Origin of the sequence: Kitasatospora mediocidica KCTC 9733, from assembly GCF_000744225.1 — a bacterium.
In the GTDB taxonomy this organism is placed as follows: domain Bacteria; phylum Actinomycetota; class Actinomycetes; order Streptomycetales; family Streptomycetaceae; genus Kitasatospora; species Kitasatospora mediocidica.
Genome location: NZ_JQLN01000001.1, coordinates 1 through 17,632, shown reverse-complemented (window position 1 = coordinate 17,632; position 17,632 = coordinate 1). Strand labels below are relative to the sequence as shown.

Annotated in this window: 18 protein-coding genes and 2 pseudogenes; 17 read left to right on the top strand and 3 right to left on the bottom strand. The window is 69.3% G+C overall.

Going from position 1 to position 17,632, the window contains the following annotated elements:
- Positions 1-81 precede the first annotated feature (81 nt).
- The 3 genes from BS80_RS41430 to BS80_RS00080 all read left to right on the top strand — a co-directional run bounded on the left by BS80_RS41430 (position 82) and on the right by BS80_RS00080 (position 2,301).
- Positions 82-825, top strand: a complete 744-nt coding sequence (locus BS80_RS41430; RefSeq protein ID WP_408607327.1) for a transposase — start codon at positions 82-84, stop codon at positions 823-825.
- The gene (locus BS80_RS43965) at positions 743-964 is read left to right on the top strand and encodes a transposase (protein ID WP_408607336.1); all 222 of its coding nucleotides are present in this window, start codon (positions 743-745) and stop codon (positions 962-964) included. The genes BS80_RS41430 and BS80_RS43965 overlap by 83 nt, the downstream gene beginning before the upstream one ends.
- A 167-nt stretch (positions 965-1,131) precedes the next feature.
- Positions 1,132-2,301: an IS110 family RNA-guided transposase gene (locus tag BS80_RS00080; RefSeq protein WP_063771852.1), complete on the top strand. Its 1,170-nt coding sequence runs from the start codon at positions 1,132-1,134 to the stop codon at positions 2,299-2,301.
- Between the two features lie 32 nt (positions 2,302-2,333).
- On the opposite strand, the gene BS80_RS00075 is transcribed toward BS80_RS00080, so the two are convergent.
- Positions 2,334-2,771, bottom strand: coding sequence for an RNA polymerase sigma factor (locus tag BS80_RS00075; RefSeq protein ID WP_198045381.1), 438 nt, complete (start codon positions 2,769-2,771; stop codon positions 2,334-2,336).
- Positions 2,772-3,148: 377 nt separating this feature from the next.
- On the opposite strand from BS80_RS00075, the gene BS80_RS00070 reads away from it, so the two are divergent.
- The 7 genes from BS80_RS00070 (at position 3,149) to lysM (ending at position 9,513) form a co-directional block, all read left to right on the top strand.
- Positions 3,149-3,784 (top strand): hypothetical protein, encoded by a 636-nt coding sequence (locus tag BS80_RS00070; protein WP_035791302.1) that lies wholly within the window; start codon positions 3,149-3,151, stop codon positions 3,782-3,784.
- A gap of 13 nt (positions 3,785-3,797) precedes the next feature.
- Complete coding sequence (locus BS80_RS40115) at positions 3,798-4,049, top strand: hypothetical protein (protein WP_157535674.1); 252 nt, start codon at positions 3,798-3,800, stop codon at positions 4,047-4,049.
- Between the two features lie 290 nt (positions 4,050-4,339).
- Entirely contained in the window at positions 4,340-6,295 is a 1,956-nt protein-coding gene (locus BS80_RS41425) for a hypothetical protein (protein WP_198045380.1), read from the top strand.
- The gene (locus tag BS80_RS00060; RefSeq protein WP_035791299.1) at positions 6,295-6,843 is read left to right on the top strand and encodes a hypothetical protein; all 549 of its coding nucleotides are present in this window, start codon (positions 6,295-6,297) and stop codon (positions 6,841-6,843) included. Before BS80_RS41425 ends, BS80_RS00060 begins: the two co-directional genes overlap by 1 nt.
- Positions 6,844-7,016: 173 nt before the next feature.
- Positions 7,017-8,081: an HNH endonuclease gene (locus BS80_RS38755; RefSeq protein ID WP_083973971.1), complete on the top strand. Its 1,065-nt coding sequence runs from the start codon at positions 7,017-7,019 to the stop codon at positions 8,079-8,081.
- A gap of 219 nt (positions 8,082-8,300) precedes the next feature.
- Positions 8,301-8,732: a hypothetical protein gene (locus BS80_RS00050; RefSeq protein WP_035791295.1), complete on the top strand. Its 432-nt coding sequence runs from the start codon at positions 8,301-8,303 to the stop codon at positions 8,730-8,732.
- A 295-nt stretch (positions 8,733-9,027) separates the two neighbouring features.
- A complete protein-coding gene (lysM, locus tag BS80_RS00045; protein WP_035791293.1) occupies positions 9,028-9,513 on the top strand; it encodes a peptidoglycan-binding protein LysM in 486 nt (161 codons plus the stop codon).
- A 114-nt stretch (positions 9,514-9,627) separates the two neighbouring features.
- On the opposite strand, the gene BS80_RS00040 is transcribed toward lysM, so the two are convergent.
- Positions 9,628-10,866, bottom strand: coding sequence for an IS256 family transposase (locus BS80_RS00040; RefSeq protein ID WP_035791290.1), 1,239 nt, complete (start codon positions 10,864-10,866; stop codon positions 9,628-9,630).
- 63 nt (positions 10,867-10,929) lie between these two features.
- Between BS80_RS00040 and BS80_RS00035 the strand changes: the two genes are divergently transcribed.
- The gene (locus tag BS80_RS00035; RefSeq protein WP_035791288.1) at positions 10,930-11,325 is read left to right on the top strand and encodes a contact-dependent growth inhibition system immunity protein; all 396 of its coding nucleotides are present in this window, start codon (positions 10,930-10,932) and stop codon (positions 11,323-11,325) included.
- A gap of 42 nt (positions 11,326-11,367) precedes the next feature.
- Here the strand turns inward: BS80_RS00035 and BS80_RS00030 are convergent.
- Positions 11,368-12,138 (bottom strand): annotated as a pseudogene (locus tag BS80_RS00030) (IS5 family transposase); the annotation flags it as partial.
- A gap of 230 nt (positions 12,139-12,368) precedes the next feature.
- On the opposite strand from BS80_RS00030, the gene BS80_RS00025 reads away from it, so the two are divergent.
- The 6 genes and pseudogenes from BS80_RS00025 to BS80_RS40105 all read left to right on the top strand — a co-directional run.
- The gene (locus BS80_RS00025) at positions 12,369-13,280 is read left to right on the top strand and encodes a hypothetical protein (RefSeq protein WP_157535673.1); all 912 of its coding nucleotides are present in this window, start codon (positions 12,369-12,371) and stop codon (positions 13,278-13,280) included.
- 541 nt (positions 13,281-13,821) lie between these two features.
- On the top strand, positions 13,822-15,024 hold the full coding sequence (locus BS80_RS00020; RefSeq protein ID WP_232246288.1) for a hypothetical protein: 1,203 nt from the start codon (positions 13,822-13,824) through the stop codon (positions 15,022-15,024).
- Positions 15,021-15,593 carry a hypothetical protein gene (locus BS80_RS00015; RefSeq protein ID WP_035791283.1) on the top strand — a complete coding sequence of 191 codons (573 nt, stop codon included), beginning with the start codon at positions 15,021-15,023 and terminating at the stop codon, positions 15,591-15,593. The genes BS80_RS00020 and BS80_RS00015 overlap by 4 nt, the downstream gene beginning before the upstream one ends.
- 4 nt (positions 15,594-15,597) lie before the next feature.
- Positions 15,598-15,981 (top strand): hypothetical protein, encoded by a 384-nt coding sequence (locus BS80_RS42215; RefSeq protein WP_232246287.1) that lies wholly within the window; start codon positions 15,598-15,600, stop codon positions 15,979-15,981.
- A 261-nt stretch (positions 15,982-16,242) separates the two neighbouring features.
- Positions 16,243-17,013: a hypothetical protein gene (locus tag BS80_RS37300; protein ID WP_051965496.1), complete on the top strand. Its 771-nt coding sequence runs from the start codon at positions 16,243-16,245 to the stop codon at positions 17,011-17,013.
- Between the two features lie 220 nt (positions 17,014-17,233).
- A pseudogene (locus BS80_RS40105) lies at positions 17,234-17,632 on the top strand (hypothetical protein); the annotation flags it as partial.

Genomic DNA, 17,632 nt, shown 5'->3' with positions numbered 1-17,632 from the left:
GTCGGACAGCAGTACGGCCCTGGCGTGATCATGTGCGTTGCGAAGCACCCATGATCACCAACCAAGGCCGTGAGGACGATTTTGCTGGAAGACGCTGTCCGCGTCGAGTCCCTGTCCGCGCTTTCCAGTTTCCGGACCGGCTTCTACGACTGTCTGACCGCCCGCGGGGATACCCTGTTCGAGCTGGCCGACGCCCTGCTCTGCGCGGACGGGCCGGTCAAGGCCCTGGTCGACCTGACCCTGACACCCGAACACCGTCGAGGGCACGGCGCCCTTTACGACGCGCTGAACGACGGCCGGATCGAGGCCGACCGGCTGCGAACGACACTGGCCGCTCTGCCGCTGCCCCGCACCGCCGATGGACGGATCGTCCTGGCCGTGGACGTCAGCTCCTGGCTGCGCTCCGACGCGGCGACCAGCCCGGACAGGCTGTTCTGCCACGTCCACGGGCGCGCGAAGAACTCCGCGCAGTTCATCCCCGGCTGGCCTTACTCGTTCGTCGTCGCCCTGGAAAGCGGCCGCACCTCCTGGACCGGGATCCTGGACGCCGTCCGCCTCTGCCCCGAGGACGACGCCACCGCGGTGACCGCCGACCAGCTCCGGTCCGTCGTCGAGCGTCTGATCGCCGCCGGGCACTGGGCCGAGGGCGACCCGGACGTCCTGGTGGTCATGGACGCCGGCTACGACGTCACCCGCCTGGCATTCGTCCTCGCCGACCTGCCCGTCGAACTTCCTCGGACGCATCCGCTCCGACCGGGTCCTGCGACGGCCGAAGCCGCCCAGACTGCCCGGCACCAACGGACGCCCACCCAAGCACGGGCCTGAGTTCGCCCTGAACAAGCCGACCACCTGGCCGGAACCCGCGCACACCACCACGACCGCCACCACCCGCTACGGCACCGCCACCGCTGACACTGATAGTCGTAACTGGGTCCCCGGTGGTCGTGGCTCTGCCACTGACTGACGCCCTGCTGGGCTGTCCTTCGGCTGTTCTGTCCGGCTGCCGGGGCCCATTCTCGATGGCCCCGGCCGGGTGGAGCATGACCTTATAGGAGCCTGGCCAGAGGCCCCCTCAGTGTCCTGTCTGCCCCACCCGGTCGGGCCGCCTCCGGCTAGGAAGGCAGCTCCAGCATGACAGGACCAGACACCACGAGCGCCACGGATCCCACCGTGTTCGGCGGGGTGGACTCCCACGCCGACACCGTTCACGTCGCGGTCGTCACCGACCGCGGCGGCCACATCGCCGACGCCGGGTTCCCCACCACGTCCCCGGGCTACACAGCGGCGATCGCCTTCCTGACCGCCCACGGGACCGTGACAGCCATCGGAGTGGAGGGCACCTCCTCCTACGGCTCCGGCTTCACCCGCGCCGCCCGCCAGGCGGGCCTGACGGTGGTGGAGGTCAATCGTCCCGACCGGGCCGAGCGCCGCCGGATCGGCAAGTCCGACCCCATCGACGCCTACGCCGCCGCCCGCGCGGTCCTCTCCGGCCGGGCCTCAAGCACCCCCAAGGACGACAGCGTCTGCGGCATCCGAGCTCTGCACAACGCGGCCCGATCCGCGGTCAAGGCCCGCACCGCCACGCTGAACCAGATCGCGCACACCCTCATCGGCGCCCCCGACGACATCCGCGCCAAGTACGGCGCCCTGCAAGGCGACAAGCGGATCGAGGCCCTCACCCGGCTCCGCCCGACCGGCGACGGTATCCGCATCGCGATCCTGACCGCGCTCAAGACCCTCGCCAAGCGCGTTCGGGCCCTCACCGAGGAACACCACGCCCTCACCGCGGCCCTCGACGCCCTGGTCACCGAGCTCAACCCCGGCTTGCGCGCCACCTACGGCGTCGGCCCCGACACCGCCGCCCAGCTGCTGATCACCGCCGGCGGCAACCCCGACCGCCTGCGCACCGAGGCCTCCTTCGCGGCCCTGTGCGGCGCCGCCCCCGTCCCCGCCTCCAGCGGCAAGACCAACCGACACCGCCTCTCCCGCGGCGGGGACCGCGCAGCCAACGCGGCCCTCTACCGGATAGCCCTGTGCCGGATGTCCGGCGACCAGCGCACCCGCGACTACGTCGAGCGCCAAACCAAGGCCGGCCGGACGAAGAAGGAGATCATCCGCCTCCTGAAGCGCGCCATCGCCCGGGAGATCTTCCGCTGCCTCACCACGATCGTCGCCGTCCCCGAGATCGCGGACCTCCGACCGGCACGCCGGGCGAAGAACATCACCCTCACCGCCGTCGCCAACCACTTCGGTGTCTGGCCCTCAGTCATCTCCACCCTTGAGCGTGGGCACCCGCCGTAACGACACCCTCGCCACCGCCTACCGAGACTGGCTCACCGCAGCTTGACAGCCGATAGGAGCATCAGCACGACGACCTGGCGCTGAATGAGCGGCAGTTTCGTCAGGAGCTGCATCGTGTCCAGGAACTCCATAGCCTCCTCGTAGCCGTCGTGCTCGGCGATCTGCTCCCAGGGGGTGGCTGTGAAGTCTTCCACCACCACTTCGCCCGAGGCCCGGCGGCGCAGATGGTCTGTGGCGAGGTTGATCGCGATCTTGACGACGTACGTCTTCGGCACGGTTCGTGGATTCTTGACCAGCTCGACGTACAGCTTCGTGAACGTCTCCTGGGCCATCCCGTCGGCGTCGGCGCCGGGCCCGCACATCATCTCGATGACCGCCTTCACCCGGCCCCTCAGCGAGGGGTAGTACTCCCCGAACAGGGTGTCGGCGGTTTCACGGCCGGGGGCTTTGCGCTTCAGCCTGCCGAGCACGCTGGCCCCCTGGAGTCCGTCGCCTGGCCGGTCGGCGGCCGCTGGCCGCATTCGGTGAACCTCACACTCTTACTACGGGATGGTGCGGCAAAACGCCGATTCACCAACAGGAACCCGTGGGTAGTCCACGCGGGACGGACTGCCCGCCACCAGCGCATGGGCCGGCGTGTGACTACCACCGGATTGGGCGACAGGTGTTCGGGTGATACGGCGGCCGCCGACTCTGAGGCGGCGAGCGACTGGGGCACCGGCACTCGGCCTACTGCGACTCGCAGGCAGCGGCTTCCCTGCACGGCGTCGTCCCACACCGTCCCTCTGATCTATCAAAATGGATAGGTGTAGTATTTGGGCATAGCCTACTATATGGGAGTGATTTCGTGAGGATCGGCATCGGGGGTGAGCGGGTCGAGGTGCCCGAAGACCTTGGCCGGGCGCTGCTCGCGGCGCTGCGCGGCGAGCAGCTGGTGGAGCCGCTGCAGGCCGCCGAGTTCGAGGACCTGACCGCCCTTGTCGCCTGCATCAGCCGGGTCACCCAGCACCTGACCGTGGTGAAGGAGCTGGCGATGTCCCGCGCGGACGCCACTGGTGGCTACTCCAACCGGCGGGCCCTGGGCATGGCGGCCGCCATGGCGCCCTCGCAGTTGGGTCGGGTGCTGGAGGGCCACGGTCTGCCGCGCGACCGCCGGGCCGGCGGCGTGGACGTGGCCGTCGCGTTCCGCACCACCGACGACGGCGTGCTGCACCTGGCCGCCGAGGAGGACGTGGCCGGCCTACCCTCGTTCACCCTGCCGTTCAACCCCGCGCAGGGCGTGGTCGAGCCCACGGAGTTCGCCGGCCGCAACCTGACGTTCTACTACCGCCCCCAGGTCCCGATCGCGGTGGCCGACCTCGGACGCACCGCCGGCTACACCCTGCGCCCCGACCAGGGCCCGATCGTCTGCCTCACCGAGCAGGTCTTCGACGCCCTGTTCGGCGACCCGCGGATCGACCCGACCCGACCCAACGGACGCTGAGGAGCAACGCCCGATGTCCGACGACCTGTTCAACTCCGTCGACGCCCTGCTGGCGGCAGTGAACACCGGCCTGCCGCTCCCGGCCGAGCGGGCACGGCTGCGCCTGGCGGCCGGGCTAACGCCCGCGCAGATCGCCGCAGCGCTGCGGGTGGACTCGGCCCAGGTGCTTGGGCTGGGAGGACGGCAGCGCCGTCCCGGGCCCGGCCATCGCCCCGGCCTACGCACGGCTCCTCGCGGGCCTGGCAGAGCGCTTCCCCGCCCCTGAGCAGCCCGCCGAGGCACCGGCCCCGGCGGTGCCGCAGACGTTCACCGCCCCGGCACCCACCCAGGATCCGGCCGACGGCCTGGTGGTCCCGATGCTCGATCAGAACGCGGACGGCTCGCTGGTGATGGGCGAGGCCGCGCCGTGCGTGCAGTGCGGCCGGCCCTCCGTTTACCGTGCCCAGGGCCGCCCGATGCACCTGGGCGGGTTCTGCCGCCCCGGCGCCCGAGGCCGCCGCGGTGGTCACCCGGCAGCCGACCCAGGCTCCGGCGGACCAGGCTCCGACCGCCCCGGTGGCCCCGGCACCCGTCGCCGCCGAACAGGCCGCGCCCGCAGCTGCTGCTCCTGCCTCCTCGGCGCCGGTCCGGCCCGCGCCCGCCGCATCCCCGGCCCCGTCGGTCAAGACGCGTCCGGCGACGGCCCGCACCGCTGCCCGTCAGGCTGCGGCGCTGCCCGCTGCCCCCTCCGCTGCTGCTGCGCGCTGGTGGCCGGCGGTCGCGCTGGACATCGCCGACGGCGGCTGGGCGCTGGACGTCCCTCAGATCCCGGCCCCAGCGGGCACCAAGCTCGGCGACTGGTTCGCGTGGCTGGGCACCGGCCTGCCGCTGCGCGTCGAGCGCGCCCACCCGGCCGGACGCGGTGGTGACGGCATGGTCTGCCTGACCGCCGCCGCCCTGGGGCAGCTCGGCCTGCCCGCCACGCTGCCCGGCACCGAGAAGGCCTTGGCCACGCTCCACACGAAGCTGGCGAAGGCCGCTGCCACGGTGGGCATGGAGATCAGCGACCAGATCGGGCCGTCCTTCCACGCCTTCCGCCGGGCCGGGTCGGCTGGCGGTCCGAAGACGTCGGTGCGGGTCACCGTCGCGCCGTGGCTGGGCCAGGGCGATGGCCGCCAGCAGGCCGTCAGCTCCCTCGCCACCCCGCTGGCCACCGCCCCCGACGGCACCCGGGACGGGCTCACCCTGACCCGCCGCTACCGGGCCTTCACCGCCGACCTGGGCGCCGCGCCGGGGGCGACGACCGCCTCCACCGCGATGCTGCTCCTGGACGCGGTGCGCCCGCGCGTGGAGTGGGTCAAGGACGAGACGACGGGGGAGTGGTCCTCGCACCTGCGCGAGGGCGCCCTGCCCTCGGGTGACCTGTGCGTGCCGCCGGCGGCCGGGGCCCGGCACCCGCTGACCCGCGAGCTGCTCTCGCGCGGCGAGGCGGTGTGCGAGGAGGAGGACTACAAGTGGTGGGCCCGCGAGCTCACTGGGCAGGAGGCCGTTCGCCCGTGGGTGGTCGCGGTCGACGTCTGCGCCAGCTACCTGTCGGTCACCGACTCCCTGCGCCTGCCCGTCGGCCCGCTGGAGCGCGTGGAGAACCCGGCGTGGGACGGCGGCAAGACCGCCGGCCTGTGGTGGGCGGATTTCACCACCACGGCGGTGGACGAGCTGCTGCCGCACCCGGCCACCTTCCACGGCCGCCCGCCGACCGGCCCGGGCTGGTACGCCACCCCGACCGTCGCCTACATGATCACCACCTACGGCTTCGACCCGTCCACCATCAGCGTGGCGGACCTGTCCGCCCACACGGCGCCGCTGCTCAAGGAGTGGACCGGCCGACTGCGCGGCGGCTACAAGCGCGCCTACACCGAGCTGGGCCTGATGGACGGCCAGGCCCCCGAAGAGTTCCTGGCCGCCTACGCCGTCCACAAGGACGTCGGCACCGATCCCGTCCGCGCCGACGCCCTGGTCCTGGCCGGGCTCTACAAGAACATCTACAAGGGCGGCATCGGCAAGTGGGCCGACAGCGCCCGCCACCTCGACGACCAGGTGTGGTTGGAGAAGGTCGCCGCCGCCTGGTCCTACCGTCCCGAGCTGCGCTTCCACATCATCGCCGCCGCCCGCATCGCCGCCCACCGCCGCCTGCGCAAAACCCTGCTGCTGACCGGCCGGGCCCCGTTCGCGGTCAACGTGGACAGCTACCTGTACGCCGCCGACGCCCCGTCCCCGCTGGAGCTGCTCCCGGTCAAGGACGACGGCACCCCGGTCCCCGGCGCGCTGCGCCTGGGCATCGCCCCGGGCAGCCACAAGCACGAGTCCTCGATCCCGCTTGAGGCCGCCGTCGAGGCGATGGAGCGCCGGGAGCACCCCTCCAAGCTGGTCCACCGATACGCCACCGACGGTACCCCGATCGGCCAGGAGCAGCCCGGTGCCGACGGCGGGGCCGCCGGCACCGGCAACGACGATGAGGAAGGCGACAACTGATGGCGGGCGGCTTGTTCGGCCGGGTCCGCGAGGCCATGTTCCCCTCCCGGAAGGCACCGGTGCACTCCACCACGCAGGCCGGCCAGGTGCGCGAGCGCAAATACGGCGGGAACACCAAGGCCATGGCCGCCGCCTACGGCGTCGCGCCGCGCACCGTGCTGCGCTGGATCGACGGCACCCGCCACCCCACCAAGCAGCAGAACGTCGACCAGCTCCAGCGCGAGGCCGTCGAGGTGCAGACCACCGAGCGCGGCCGCGAGCGCAAGGCCAAGCAGCTCGCGCAGCGCGGCACCGTCTCCGGGATCGGGGCCCGGGTCGGCCGCGCCGTTAGCTTCGAGATCCGAGGCTCGGACGCCGTCCGGGCCCGCGACATCCACCTGAATCTGTCGGGCGACCAGGCCGCTGCCCTGGCCGTCGCCGAGGACGAGGACGAGGTGCGGGTCGTGATCGGCCAGGCCCTTGCGGACTACTTCAACGGTGGCGCCAGCTACGGCGGCTTCTCGGCCGACGACTTCGACTTCAACTCCAACGACTTTGACCTGAACTGACCTCCACAGTGTGACTAAGCACTTCAGGCGGTCGGCCTCTCCCAGTAGATTCAGGACCACCGACAACGATCCGCTGGCCATCTGGACAAGGTACTTCTTCGCGGGCTTGGTCGACCCCGCCGTCCTCCCGGACGCCACAGCGCAGCGCCTACACCTTCCCGAGGGGATTCCTGATGGCCCAGCAGAAGGTCAAGTCCCGCGCCTGCGTCCGTTGCGGGAAAGCCGCACGGGAGGCACAGGCTATGTGTCGCCGGTGCGCGCGCAAGGTAGAAGCGGCACCCAGTCGGGATAGGACGCAGATCCTCGTAACGGCGCTGCGTGAGGCGGAAGAAGAAGTGCGGCACGCGCGAGCTGCGCTGCGCGAGGCGCGGGAGGAGGTGCGGAAAGCGGAAGCGCTTCCCAAGGGGCCGCGCTCGCCTCGGGAAAGCGAGCGGTTCGTCGCCGCGATTCGGTCTGCCACGCTCGCGGCGGCCTGGGAGATCGTCAGGGCGTCCAATGCCAGGTTGACCCGGGCGCTCGCCGCCGTTGACCAAGCGCAGCGGAATCTCCGTCCAAGGGTGGTTCCATCCCACCCCGTGCGGCTGGCCCCGGGACGTGCCACACGTCCTGTGCCGGCCTCCCGCGTTCCATCGACCCCGGCTCCGGCGAGTTGTGCTCTCAGGCCGCCGTTTCCCGGGCCACTTCCGGAGCTGGAACGCGAGCGGTTCGACCCGACCTCCGGCGGAGCCCTCGGCAAGCCGATCCCCGAGAAGTCCAGCAACATCCGGCAGATCATGAGCGGCTGGGCGATCGATAGCTACGACGGCTCGGACACCACCGCCGTCCCCGCGACGCCGTCCGCAACACGGGCGGCGTCGTACCGCAGTAGGGTCGAAGCGCTGGAACGCGCCAACGCCGACTGTGCGCCGCCGCGCCGCCGCGTGAACGTCGATCGGCCCGACCGGTCTGACGAAGCCCGGGACATCGTGATATTGCGTTCCAATGGCCGGTGCGAGAACCCGACCTGCACGAGCCCCGGCTTCAACACGGTTACCGATACGGGGGAGCCCGTGTTAGACATCGACCACATCACCGATCTTCAGCATGGTGGCCAGGACCACCCAATCAACATGATCGCCGTGTGCCCGAACTGCCATGCCGCAAAGACGCGCGGGCGCGATCGCGAAGCGCTGCGGAAGCTGTTCCGCCGGACCGCGCAGAAGCGGCACAACGCACACATGGCCGCAGTGTCCGGCTGATCCCGGGCGCTCTCGCCAGCGGGCAGCAGCACGTAGACCAGATTCAGCACGAGGTGGTCTGCGTGCAGACCACCGAGTTCGAGCAAGTGATCCCGCACCGCCGCTCGCTGTTCACCGAACTGGTGCTGCGCGAAGGTGTCGGCGCTCCTGGTCAAGGTGGGACCGGGAGAACGAAGGCGCCGGTACGCTCGTGGAAAAGCTCGCCTCCCACCGCACCTGGTGCGAGCTCCCGGCCAAGGGCACGGTAAAGGCGCCATTCGAGGCCTCGCTGCGCCGTCGCTGGGGCCGACCGTCTGCCCGCCGACCGGCCACGAAGGTCTGCCGATCGCCCTGGTCCTGGAGGCCGGCCGAAAAAGCGCACCCACCGCCCGGGCGGCGAACGCCGAGCTGCGCCCGTGCTGGACGTGCCGGGGCTCGATCGGCGGCACCACGGGCTCGAAGCTGGAGCTGACCGAGAAGGCCGGCCCCGACCGGTTGGAGTGCCCGCAGTGCGCGGCCGACCGGGAGAGGCAGGAACTGCGTCCGCTGGTACTGCCCGCCCCGACCAAGCGCGAGCAGATGGCCGCCCTGGTCTTCGCCCCGGACGATCCCTGGTGGGAGGTGCGGATGCTGCACACCAGGCTCTACCCGCTGAGGGACCGCGCCGCGTGAGTACTGGTTGTCCGTTGACACTGCACCTTGACCGCTTGCCATTGAACGTTGCCCAACGGGATTCTCTGCCGCTGAAGATTGACCGCCCTGCTGCGGGGTGTGGCTTCTGATCGGGCCTGGCCTGCCCGGACGGGAGGCCTCCCAAGATGCTGTGGACACGCCATATAGCACGGCCGATGGGGGAGCGCTGGATCTTCGATGGAAGCGGGGCGCCCTCGTCCCAGAAGCCGTCATCCTGCCAGCGACCGGGCACGCATCCGTTCCACCGCGAACCACCCGACTTGAAGGAGTAGTCATGGGCCTGATCGACTTCGTACCGTCCGCAGGCGTCAAAGACCCCGGCGTGACCGCTGCCCTGGCCGCCGCGTCCACCCCGAACACCGCCGACTTGGAGCAGAAGGCCGCCGACTCGATCCGGAACGACGTCACAGCGAACGGACTCACTGCGGACGGGCTGGACATCGCCTTCGACGCCGCGACCGCCACGGTGACAGTCCAAGGCGAGGCCCCCGACCAGGTCACCAAGGAGAAGATCCTCCTGGTCTGCGGCAACATCAAGGGCGTGACCGGCGTCAACGACGAGATGTCCGTGACCGCCCCAAGCGACCCCAGCCAGCTCTACACCGTCACCGCAGGCGACAACCTGGCCAAGATCGCCGCCCAGTACTACGGGAACGCGAACGACTACCCCAAGATCGTCGACGCCAACCAACCCATGATCGTCAACGCCGACAGGATCTACCCCGGCCAACTGCTCCGGATCCCCCCGAAGACCTGGTAGTCCACACGGCGAAGAGCCGCCGACGCCGTGGTCAGTCTTCAGTGGCAGAGAATCCCGTTGGGTCACGTCCTCCGGAGTGGTGTATCGACGGCCACTCGGTGATCCGATTTCAGGCTATGCGGTGAGTGCGGTTGTGCTGGTCTCTTCGAGGGTTTCTCCCTCGATCGGGTGGAGGCGGCAGCGGCCGAGGATCTCGGAGCCGATGTAGCGGCGCTGTTCTGCCCATTCGTCGCTCTGCTCGGCCAGGACGGCGCCGATCAGGCGGATGATCGAGCTGCGGTCGGGGAAGATCCCAACGACGTCGGTGCGACGGCGGATCTCCTTGTTCAGACGCTCCTGCGGGTTGTTCGACCAGATCGACTTCCAGACGGTGCGCGGGAAGGCGGCGAAGGCGAGCAGGTCTTCGCGGGCGTGCTCCAAGTGCTCTGCGGCTTTGGGGAATCGCTCGTCCAGGGCGGCGATGACGGTGGCCAGCTGCTGGCGCACGGCCTTCGCGTCGGGCTGTTCGAAGACGGTCCGCAGCAGGGTGGCGACCCAGGGCTGGGCGGACTTCGGGACCTGCGACAGCAGGTTGCGGGCGTAGTGCGTTCGGCATCTCTGCCAAGCCGCACCGGGCAAAGTGGCGCCGATCGCGTCCACCAGCCCGGCGTGGGCGTCGCTGACGACGAGCTTGACGCCGGCCAGGCCGCGGGCGACCAGGGACCGCAGGAAGGCCAGCCAGCCGGCTCCGTCCTCGCTGGTGGCGACGTCCAGGCCCAGGACCTCGCGCTGGCCCTCGTTGTTGACGCCGACCGCGACCAGGCAGTGGACGTTGACGACCCGGCCGCCCTCGCGGACCTTCTGCGTCAGCGCGTCGACCCAGACGAACGTGTAGGGGCCCTGGTCAAGCGGGCGGTTGCGGAACTCGGCGACCCGCTCGTCCAAGTGCTTGGCCATCTCGGACACTTGAGACTTGGACAGCTGGGTCACGCCCATGCTCTCGGCGAGCTTCTCCACCCGCCTGGTCGACACTCCGAGCAGGTAGCAGGTCGCGACCACCGAGACCAGGGCCTGCTCGGCCCGGCGCCGGCGCTCCAGCAGCCACGACGGGAAGTAGGACCCCGACCGAACTCTCGGGATGGCCAGGTCAACGGTCCCGGCGCGAGTGTCCCAGTCCCGATGCCGGTAGCCGTTACGGGAGTTGGTGCGCTCCTCGCCCGGGCGGCCGTACTCGCCGCCGCAGGCCCGGTCCACGTCGGCGGACATCATCGCCTCGGCGAAGGTCTTCACCATCGCCCGCAACAAGTCCGGACTCGCCGAGGCGAGGTTCTCCTCAAGCAGCGCGGCGAACGGCAGACTGTCAGGTGCGGTCATCGTGTTGGTCTCCTCTTCGTGACGTCAGACCGCGTTTGAGATCTGCCGTGGGACGATCGGTCGGTGACTCGACTCGTGAACCGTGACCGCTCCCTTGAGGAACTTGAGCGCGACCGTTGGTCGGCCTCGTCGGGCGGCGAAACCCGGTTGATGGCGACCGCGCGCGAGCTTCGGCGCAAGCCGATCGGCGAGTTGACGGTTGAGGACATGCGGTTGCTGATCAGGCAGGACGTGGGCCTTGCCTGTCTCCTGCCGCTGGCGGTGGAGGTCCTTCGGGTCGACCCACTGGCGGAAGGCGACATGTACGAGGGCGATTTGCTGGTCGCCGTGCTCACCAGGAGTCCGGAAGTCTGGAGGCAGTCCCCCGAACTCGGGCGGGAGGTCCGCCTGATCGTCTCGGAATTGGCCGACGTGCCGTCTGCTCTGAAACGCGAAGTTGAGGGGTTCCTTGCTCGGTAGGTCACCGACAGCAGCTGCCGCCGGTGAGGGACGGCAGGCCGTCTACGAGGATTGCCGGACGAGCGCTCGTGGGCCGGGGCGCGTCGCAGCACCGCCCCGGGTGAGCCGGCGGACCATGACGCCGATCATGGCCCATCGGATCATGGTCTCGGAGTGGGCCGGGCTGGTTTCGTAGTCCCGGGCGAGGCGCCTGTGGGCGGTGAGCCACGAAAAGGTGCGCTCCACCGCCCACCGCTTGGGCTGGACCTGAAAGCCGCGCTGGCCAGGGTCCTTTCGGACGATCTCCAGGTCGCGGCCGAGGATCTTGGCGGCCCACTCGACCAGGCGGCCGGCGAAGCCCTGATCGGCCCAGACCTTCTTGACGCTCGGGTGGTCGAGACGGGTCCACAGCAAGGGGCGCTTCGCGCCGTCGCGGTCCTGGATGCTCGCCGCGACGACGTGGACGGCCAGGAGCAGGCCGAGGGTATCGGTGATGATGAACCTCTTGCGGCCCTTCACCTTCTTGCCGGCGTCGAAGCCCCTGGTGGCAGCGGTGACTGTGTCGGCCGTGCGGACCGACTGCGAGTCGATCAGGCCCGCGCTCGGCTCAGCACTCCGGCCGTCAGCTTCACGGACCTTGCCGCGCAGGGCGTCATGGATGCGCTCGACGGTGCCGTCGTCGTGCCACCACGTGAAATACCAGTACACCGTCGGCCACGGAGCGAAGTCCTTCGGCAGCTGCCGCCAAGCACACCCCGTCCGCACCACGTAGAAGATCGCGTCCACGATCCGCCGCCGCGGATGCTTCTCCCGCCGCCTGATGGTCTGCAGGGGAGTGTCAGTTGCGTATCGTCAACTGCGTGTCAGTGGAATGGGCCCAGCGACCTCGTGATCTGCGCTGGTAGGAGGTGCTTATTCATCGCTGACATGAATGACGAAGGATCATGCCATTCTGGCGCAGACCGCTATGACGGGAAAGGAGTCTGTGCTGGTCAGAGCCTTTGAGGGCCTGCTGCTCCTGTTGGCGTGCGTCGTGGTCTCGCCTCTCGGGATAGTCTCCGGCCATGACTCAGATGCCGCCGAGTGGGCCTGCTCACGTGGAGTACCCACCGGTCGCCAACGCGATGGACTACCTGGACAGCGTGGTGGAGCATCTCTCTGGCGAGCCAAAGCCGCGTGACTTGAAGTACGCGATCTTGCATCTGCAGGCTGCAGCTGAGGTTCTCTTGAAGGCGCGTCTGCTCCAGGAGCACTGGAGCCTGGTCTTCAAGGATCCAGGCCGTGCTGACCGAACGCGATTCGAGAGCGGTGACTTCGAGAGCTGTGGAGTTGCCGAGACGATAGTTCGGCTCGGCAGTATCGCGGGGTTGAGCCTCCCTCAGAAGGCCGTTGACGAGCTCAAGCACCTGGCCAAGTGGCGCAACGCCCTTCAGCACTATGGCATGACCGCACCGGCTCCGGCCGTCGAAGCGCGTGCTGCCAGCATTCTCGACTTCCTCCTGGTCTTCCTCCGCGAACACCTCATGCCTGGCTTGACCGGCCTCGACCTCATGTACGCAGGGGAAGGGGAGTACTACATCATCGAGCGGCTCGCCAACATCCGCAGCCTGATCAAGGTGCGTATGGATCGCTTGCGGCCGGGCCTGGCTCCCTACGCGGAGCGAACCGTGCAGTGTGCCGATTGCGGCCAGTTTGCTCTGGTCGTGGGGATCGCCCCACTGGTTTGCCACTTCTGCGGGGAGAAGCCGCCGACGAGGGACTTCGCCAACTTCGCGGTGTTCTATGTCGACGTTGTGTTGGGTCTGAGCTCCTACGAGGAGCCCGAGGCCGGGCGGGAATGGATCGTTGACTGTCCTGACTGCTCGGATACCACTGTGGTTCTCTTTGCCGAACGGGCGGCAAAGCCTGGTGCCCGTGTTCCGCTCTGCGTTGCCTGCGGGAAGGTGTTCCCCGACGAGTTCGTTCATCACCTCTGACGCTCAAAGGTGCACCTATGCTGATCTCTGGCCGTTGACAAGGTGGTTCGCCTGTTGGCGGCTTCAGTGACCGAACAGGTCTCCGCGCCAGCCGCGACCTGGAATGTTTGGCGGCCGCCGGCTCGGACGTCGGCTGCCAGGACAACCTGATCCAGGGGCGCGGGGCCCGGCCTTGTCGTCCTGCCGGTCGATTTCGTCGACCGGGTGAAGGCGATCTCTGGCGGTCCGGCGGCCATGAACGGTGGTTCTAGCCACCACGATGACGAGAGCGCGTGTGGGTGTTGATGACCGCCTGCTGGCCGGTATATGCGGTCCGGGCGCCTGGAGATCGCGATGGCCGTGCGGGCTCAAGGGAGGGGTCGCTTGCGGTCGATCGAGTACAAGTTGACTCGTTTCCGGGAGTGTTGACGCCGTCGTAAGTCATGCTTGGTCGATCGGTCCGTGGTAGGGGGAGTGTGGGGGGCGTTTGTCGGATCAGCCTGATCTGTTCTCCGCTCAGCAGGAGGACAGCGTTGATGGTCTTCAGCACATACCGCCGTTCGTGGCGCCAGTGGCTGCCACGGCCGGGGCGGTGACCGGCGATCCGGTAGCGTTGCGCATCGCGGAGGCGATCCGTGACGTGTTCGGTGACTCCGGCTCCGAGAACGGTCTCAGCCGTGCGGAGATCGCCCAGGCCTGCGCGTCGGTAGCCTCCACCGGCGAGTTCGATGCACGCTTCCACGTCTTCACCAAGCTCCAGTTGCTCGAGCCGCTGCGCCGCAAGGCTCATGATCAGCGTTACGTCTTCAACCCCACCAGCGGCGCAGCGTTGCTGGTCTACGAGCGGCTGCGGGAGGCCGGTGGAGTCCACGAGATCACGATGCTTCTGGACCGGACCCATGAAGGCATCCTGAACGGCTCCCTGACCGAGGCGGACCTCGCCACGAAGATCGCCAAAGTTCGGCGCAGCCTGGCGAACTACACCAACCACCTGCTGCAACTCGTCCGGACCAGGCCAATCGAGGAACTGTTCGGACAACGCCACCACCACGCCCACGCCGCCTCGATCCATGAGGCGAAGCACGTCGTCCACGCCATCGCCGAGCGCTACCCTGCGCTGCGCCCGGCCGGCACTCGCCTGATCCAGGAGGCGCTGCGCTACACGGCGGCCGTCCAGGAGTTCCATGACCGTCTCATGCGACAGGCCACCACCCGTCGTGACTTCAGCATGCTGCTGCCCGAGCAGTATGTGACCGCTGCCCGACGCGCTCCGATCGACGCGCTGGCGAGTGTGTTCGCTGCGACTGTCTTCGACCCGCCCCGTGTCGACATCACCGTCGGCCAGGTTCTCACCGCCGCTGCTGACCACCGGCCCCCGCCGCCGCGGCAGCGCCTGCCACGGCCTCCCGCACGGCCACCGGGTCCGGATCCGGTCGAGACCGCGCGGGCCAGGGCCGCCCGCGCGCGGGAGCGGCGCGAAGCCGCAGTAACTCTGCTCATGGGAGGTAGGGCAGAAGCCGACCTCACCGAGGAACTGCGGGCCCTGCCCTGGCGGGCTGCGGTCCGACATGTCGTCGACCTGCTGCGTGCCGCGGCCGACCCGGCCCTGCCGTTCATGCTCGCCATCTCCCGGCAAGTGGTGGTGGACCCCTCCGGCCCGGTCACCTACGCCTCACCCATGGCCGTCTACCGGGTTCCCGACGGCCTCCAGGACATGCACGACCACGACGACGACACCGAGACCACATCGGCGGAGCCCTCGTGAACGACCACCGCTACCAGCTGGCGCGTGCCCGGGTGCTGCGTACCTTTCCTGTCCCGGCCGATCGCGCAGAACTCGCCCAGCTGCGCTGCGCCGTCGACGATGTGGAACGCCGCCTCACCGACGTCATCACCGCGGGAGGAGCCAGTGAACTGATGCTCGCCTTCAGCCCCGACGTCGAACCCGCCAACGGCTGGCTGGACGACAGCGATGTCCGCCGCACCGCCTCGGCTTTCCGGTTGGTCACCCTTGCTGCCTGTATCCGCCATTGCTGGCCCGACCGCAGTCAGCCCCTGTACCCGGGGCAGGCCGCCAGACAGGACGACATCATCACCACTCTGGTCCCGCTCCACGACACCCTCGCCGCCAGGGAAGGCATCGCAGCACTGGGCCGCGCCTCGCATTTCCTCGCCGCCGTACGTTTCCTGCGCGCCTGCGGCTACCTCGCCTCGGACGAGGGCGACGGCACGATCCGCCTCGGCCCCATGGCCGCGCTGTGGTCCGAGCGCGACATCGCCGAACTCCGCAGCGGTTACGACGTCCTGCCCGGCCCGGGCCTGGGGAAGGAGTGACCCGGTGGACGTACCGTCGCTGGACGCGCTGCCCCACAACCGACGGGCGGACGTACGCGCCGCGGTCTGTGCCGTGGAGACCGCCCGACTGCCAGTGCGCCCCGCCCACTACCGCGCCCTCGCGGAGACTGCGCTGAGGGTCGTCGTGGAACAGGTCCTGGCCGCGTCCGGACGTACCCTGCTCGCCGTTAGCGGCGGCTACCTATCCGGCTACGACGACGACATCAGGCAGCGTCTGGTACACGAAGGCATCGGCATCCTGCCGCGCGACGACCGCGCCGTCCTCACCCTGGTCCTGCTCCACAGCGTCGCCATTCCCCAGGCCGCGGGCACCACCTTGCCGACCAACCCTGGACCCGCGGCACGCCCGTGTCCGTGCAGGAGCTGAAAGACAGCCGGGTGCCCGACGGAGTCGTCACCAGCGCTCTGCAGCGACTGGCCGACGCGGACCTAGTCCGCCACACGAAGGCCGGCTACGTCCTGGGCCACCAGTTCCTGCGCCTGACGAAATCGGCGGGCAGTGAGCTGTTCGAAGAGCTCATCCTGCTGGCCGACCCGCCGGCCCCCTCGCCGAGTCGATTCGGCGCCGGCGAGCCCCCCGCCCGGCATCGCCAGCTACCGCCCTCGACCGTGAGACACGGGAGACGCCATGACCACCCCGCCCGCCTCGGACCTGCCGCGGGGCCTCGTCGGCGACCGCCAACTCGTCGCCGTGCAGACCTTCGACATCGCCAGGCTTACCTCGCACCCCGTCCCAATCGTCCCCGAGACATTCATCGCGGTCTCCGGCCTCGGCCCCAAGGAGGACTCCAACGGGTCTGGGAAGACCAGCTTCCTCATCGCCGTCTCACTGCTGCTGGCCGATCCACAATGGCGCCTGGACACCAACGGGGGACGACCCGCCAGCGGCATCCTGTTCCACCCCGACGCCGCCGGAGTCGACCAGACCCACCGGGCATCGCCGGTTGACCACGGCTACATCGTCGGCGTCTTCGCCCACCCTGCCGACCCCGCCGCCGACCCCATGACCGTGTGGATCCGCATCGCCACCACCGCGCCCTACCTGCAGGCTAACTGGACCGAAGGCCTACACCTCGCCGACGCCGCCACCGACCACGAACGCAGCATCCAGGCCGACGACCTGTGGCGCGCACTGGTCACACGCCAACAGCTCTCCGCCCGCGCCATGGCCGACACGCTCTATGGCACGGCCCCCCGCTGCCTCACCTACCTCGATACCGCCCTGCGCCCACCCGCCCCCTCGCTGCTCAGCCAGCAGCTGACGGAGATGGAACCCAAGGACATCGCCGGTCCTGATCGCTCTGTCCGGCATGAGCCATCTGCTGGACGAGGAGTACAGCCTGCGCGGCCAGGCACTGGAAAACCTGATCAACCTCGAGAACGCCCAGGCAGAGCATGACAAGCAACGGCTCATTGAAGAGCAGGTGCTGGGTGCAGTACGAGCCCGTCAAGCCTCCCTCGACAGCCTCGAAGCCGGCCGTTGCGGCGTGGCAAGCGCTACCTCGCGGCCTCCTACCGCGAGGCATACGCTCTCGACGAGAGCCTCGCCGCGGATATCCGAGTAGCAGAGGAAGCTTCCGAGACCCGCCGCGGCCGCCGTACAGGAAGCCGACGACCGCGTGAGCACGCTCAGGTCGGCGACCGACCGCCGACAAGGAACGCCAGGCCAAGCAGAACTGGTCAAACGCTCAGCAGCTCGACAGCGAACTCGCGCAAAAGCTGACCGAGTTGAAGACCCGACACGCGATGCTGCTCGAAGAGCGCTCCACCCTTCTGCCCAGACCCACGACTGGGACGGAAGCGACACGACCACCACCGCCGATCGCTTTCAACTGAGCCAGCGCGATCACATCAAGGCGGAACAGACACACGAGGCCGCCGAGGCCGCCGTCACCCTCGCCGAGACGCACCTGAACGACGTCGAGCAAGGCCGCAGCGGGACCGCCGGCCGCGCCATCGACCTGCTCAGCGACCACGGCATCCTCGGCCACGGCCTGCTCGACCAAATCGACCTGGAC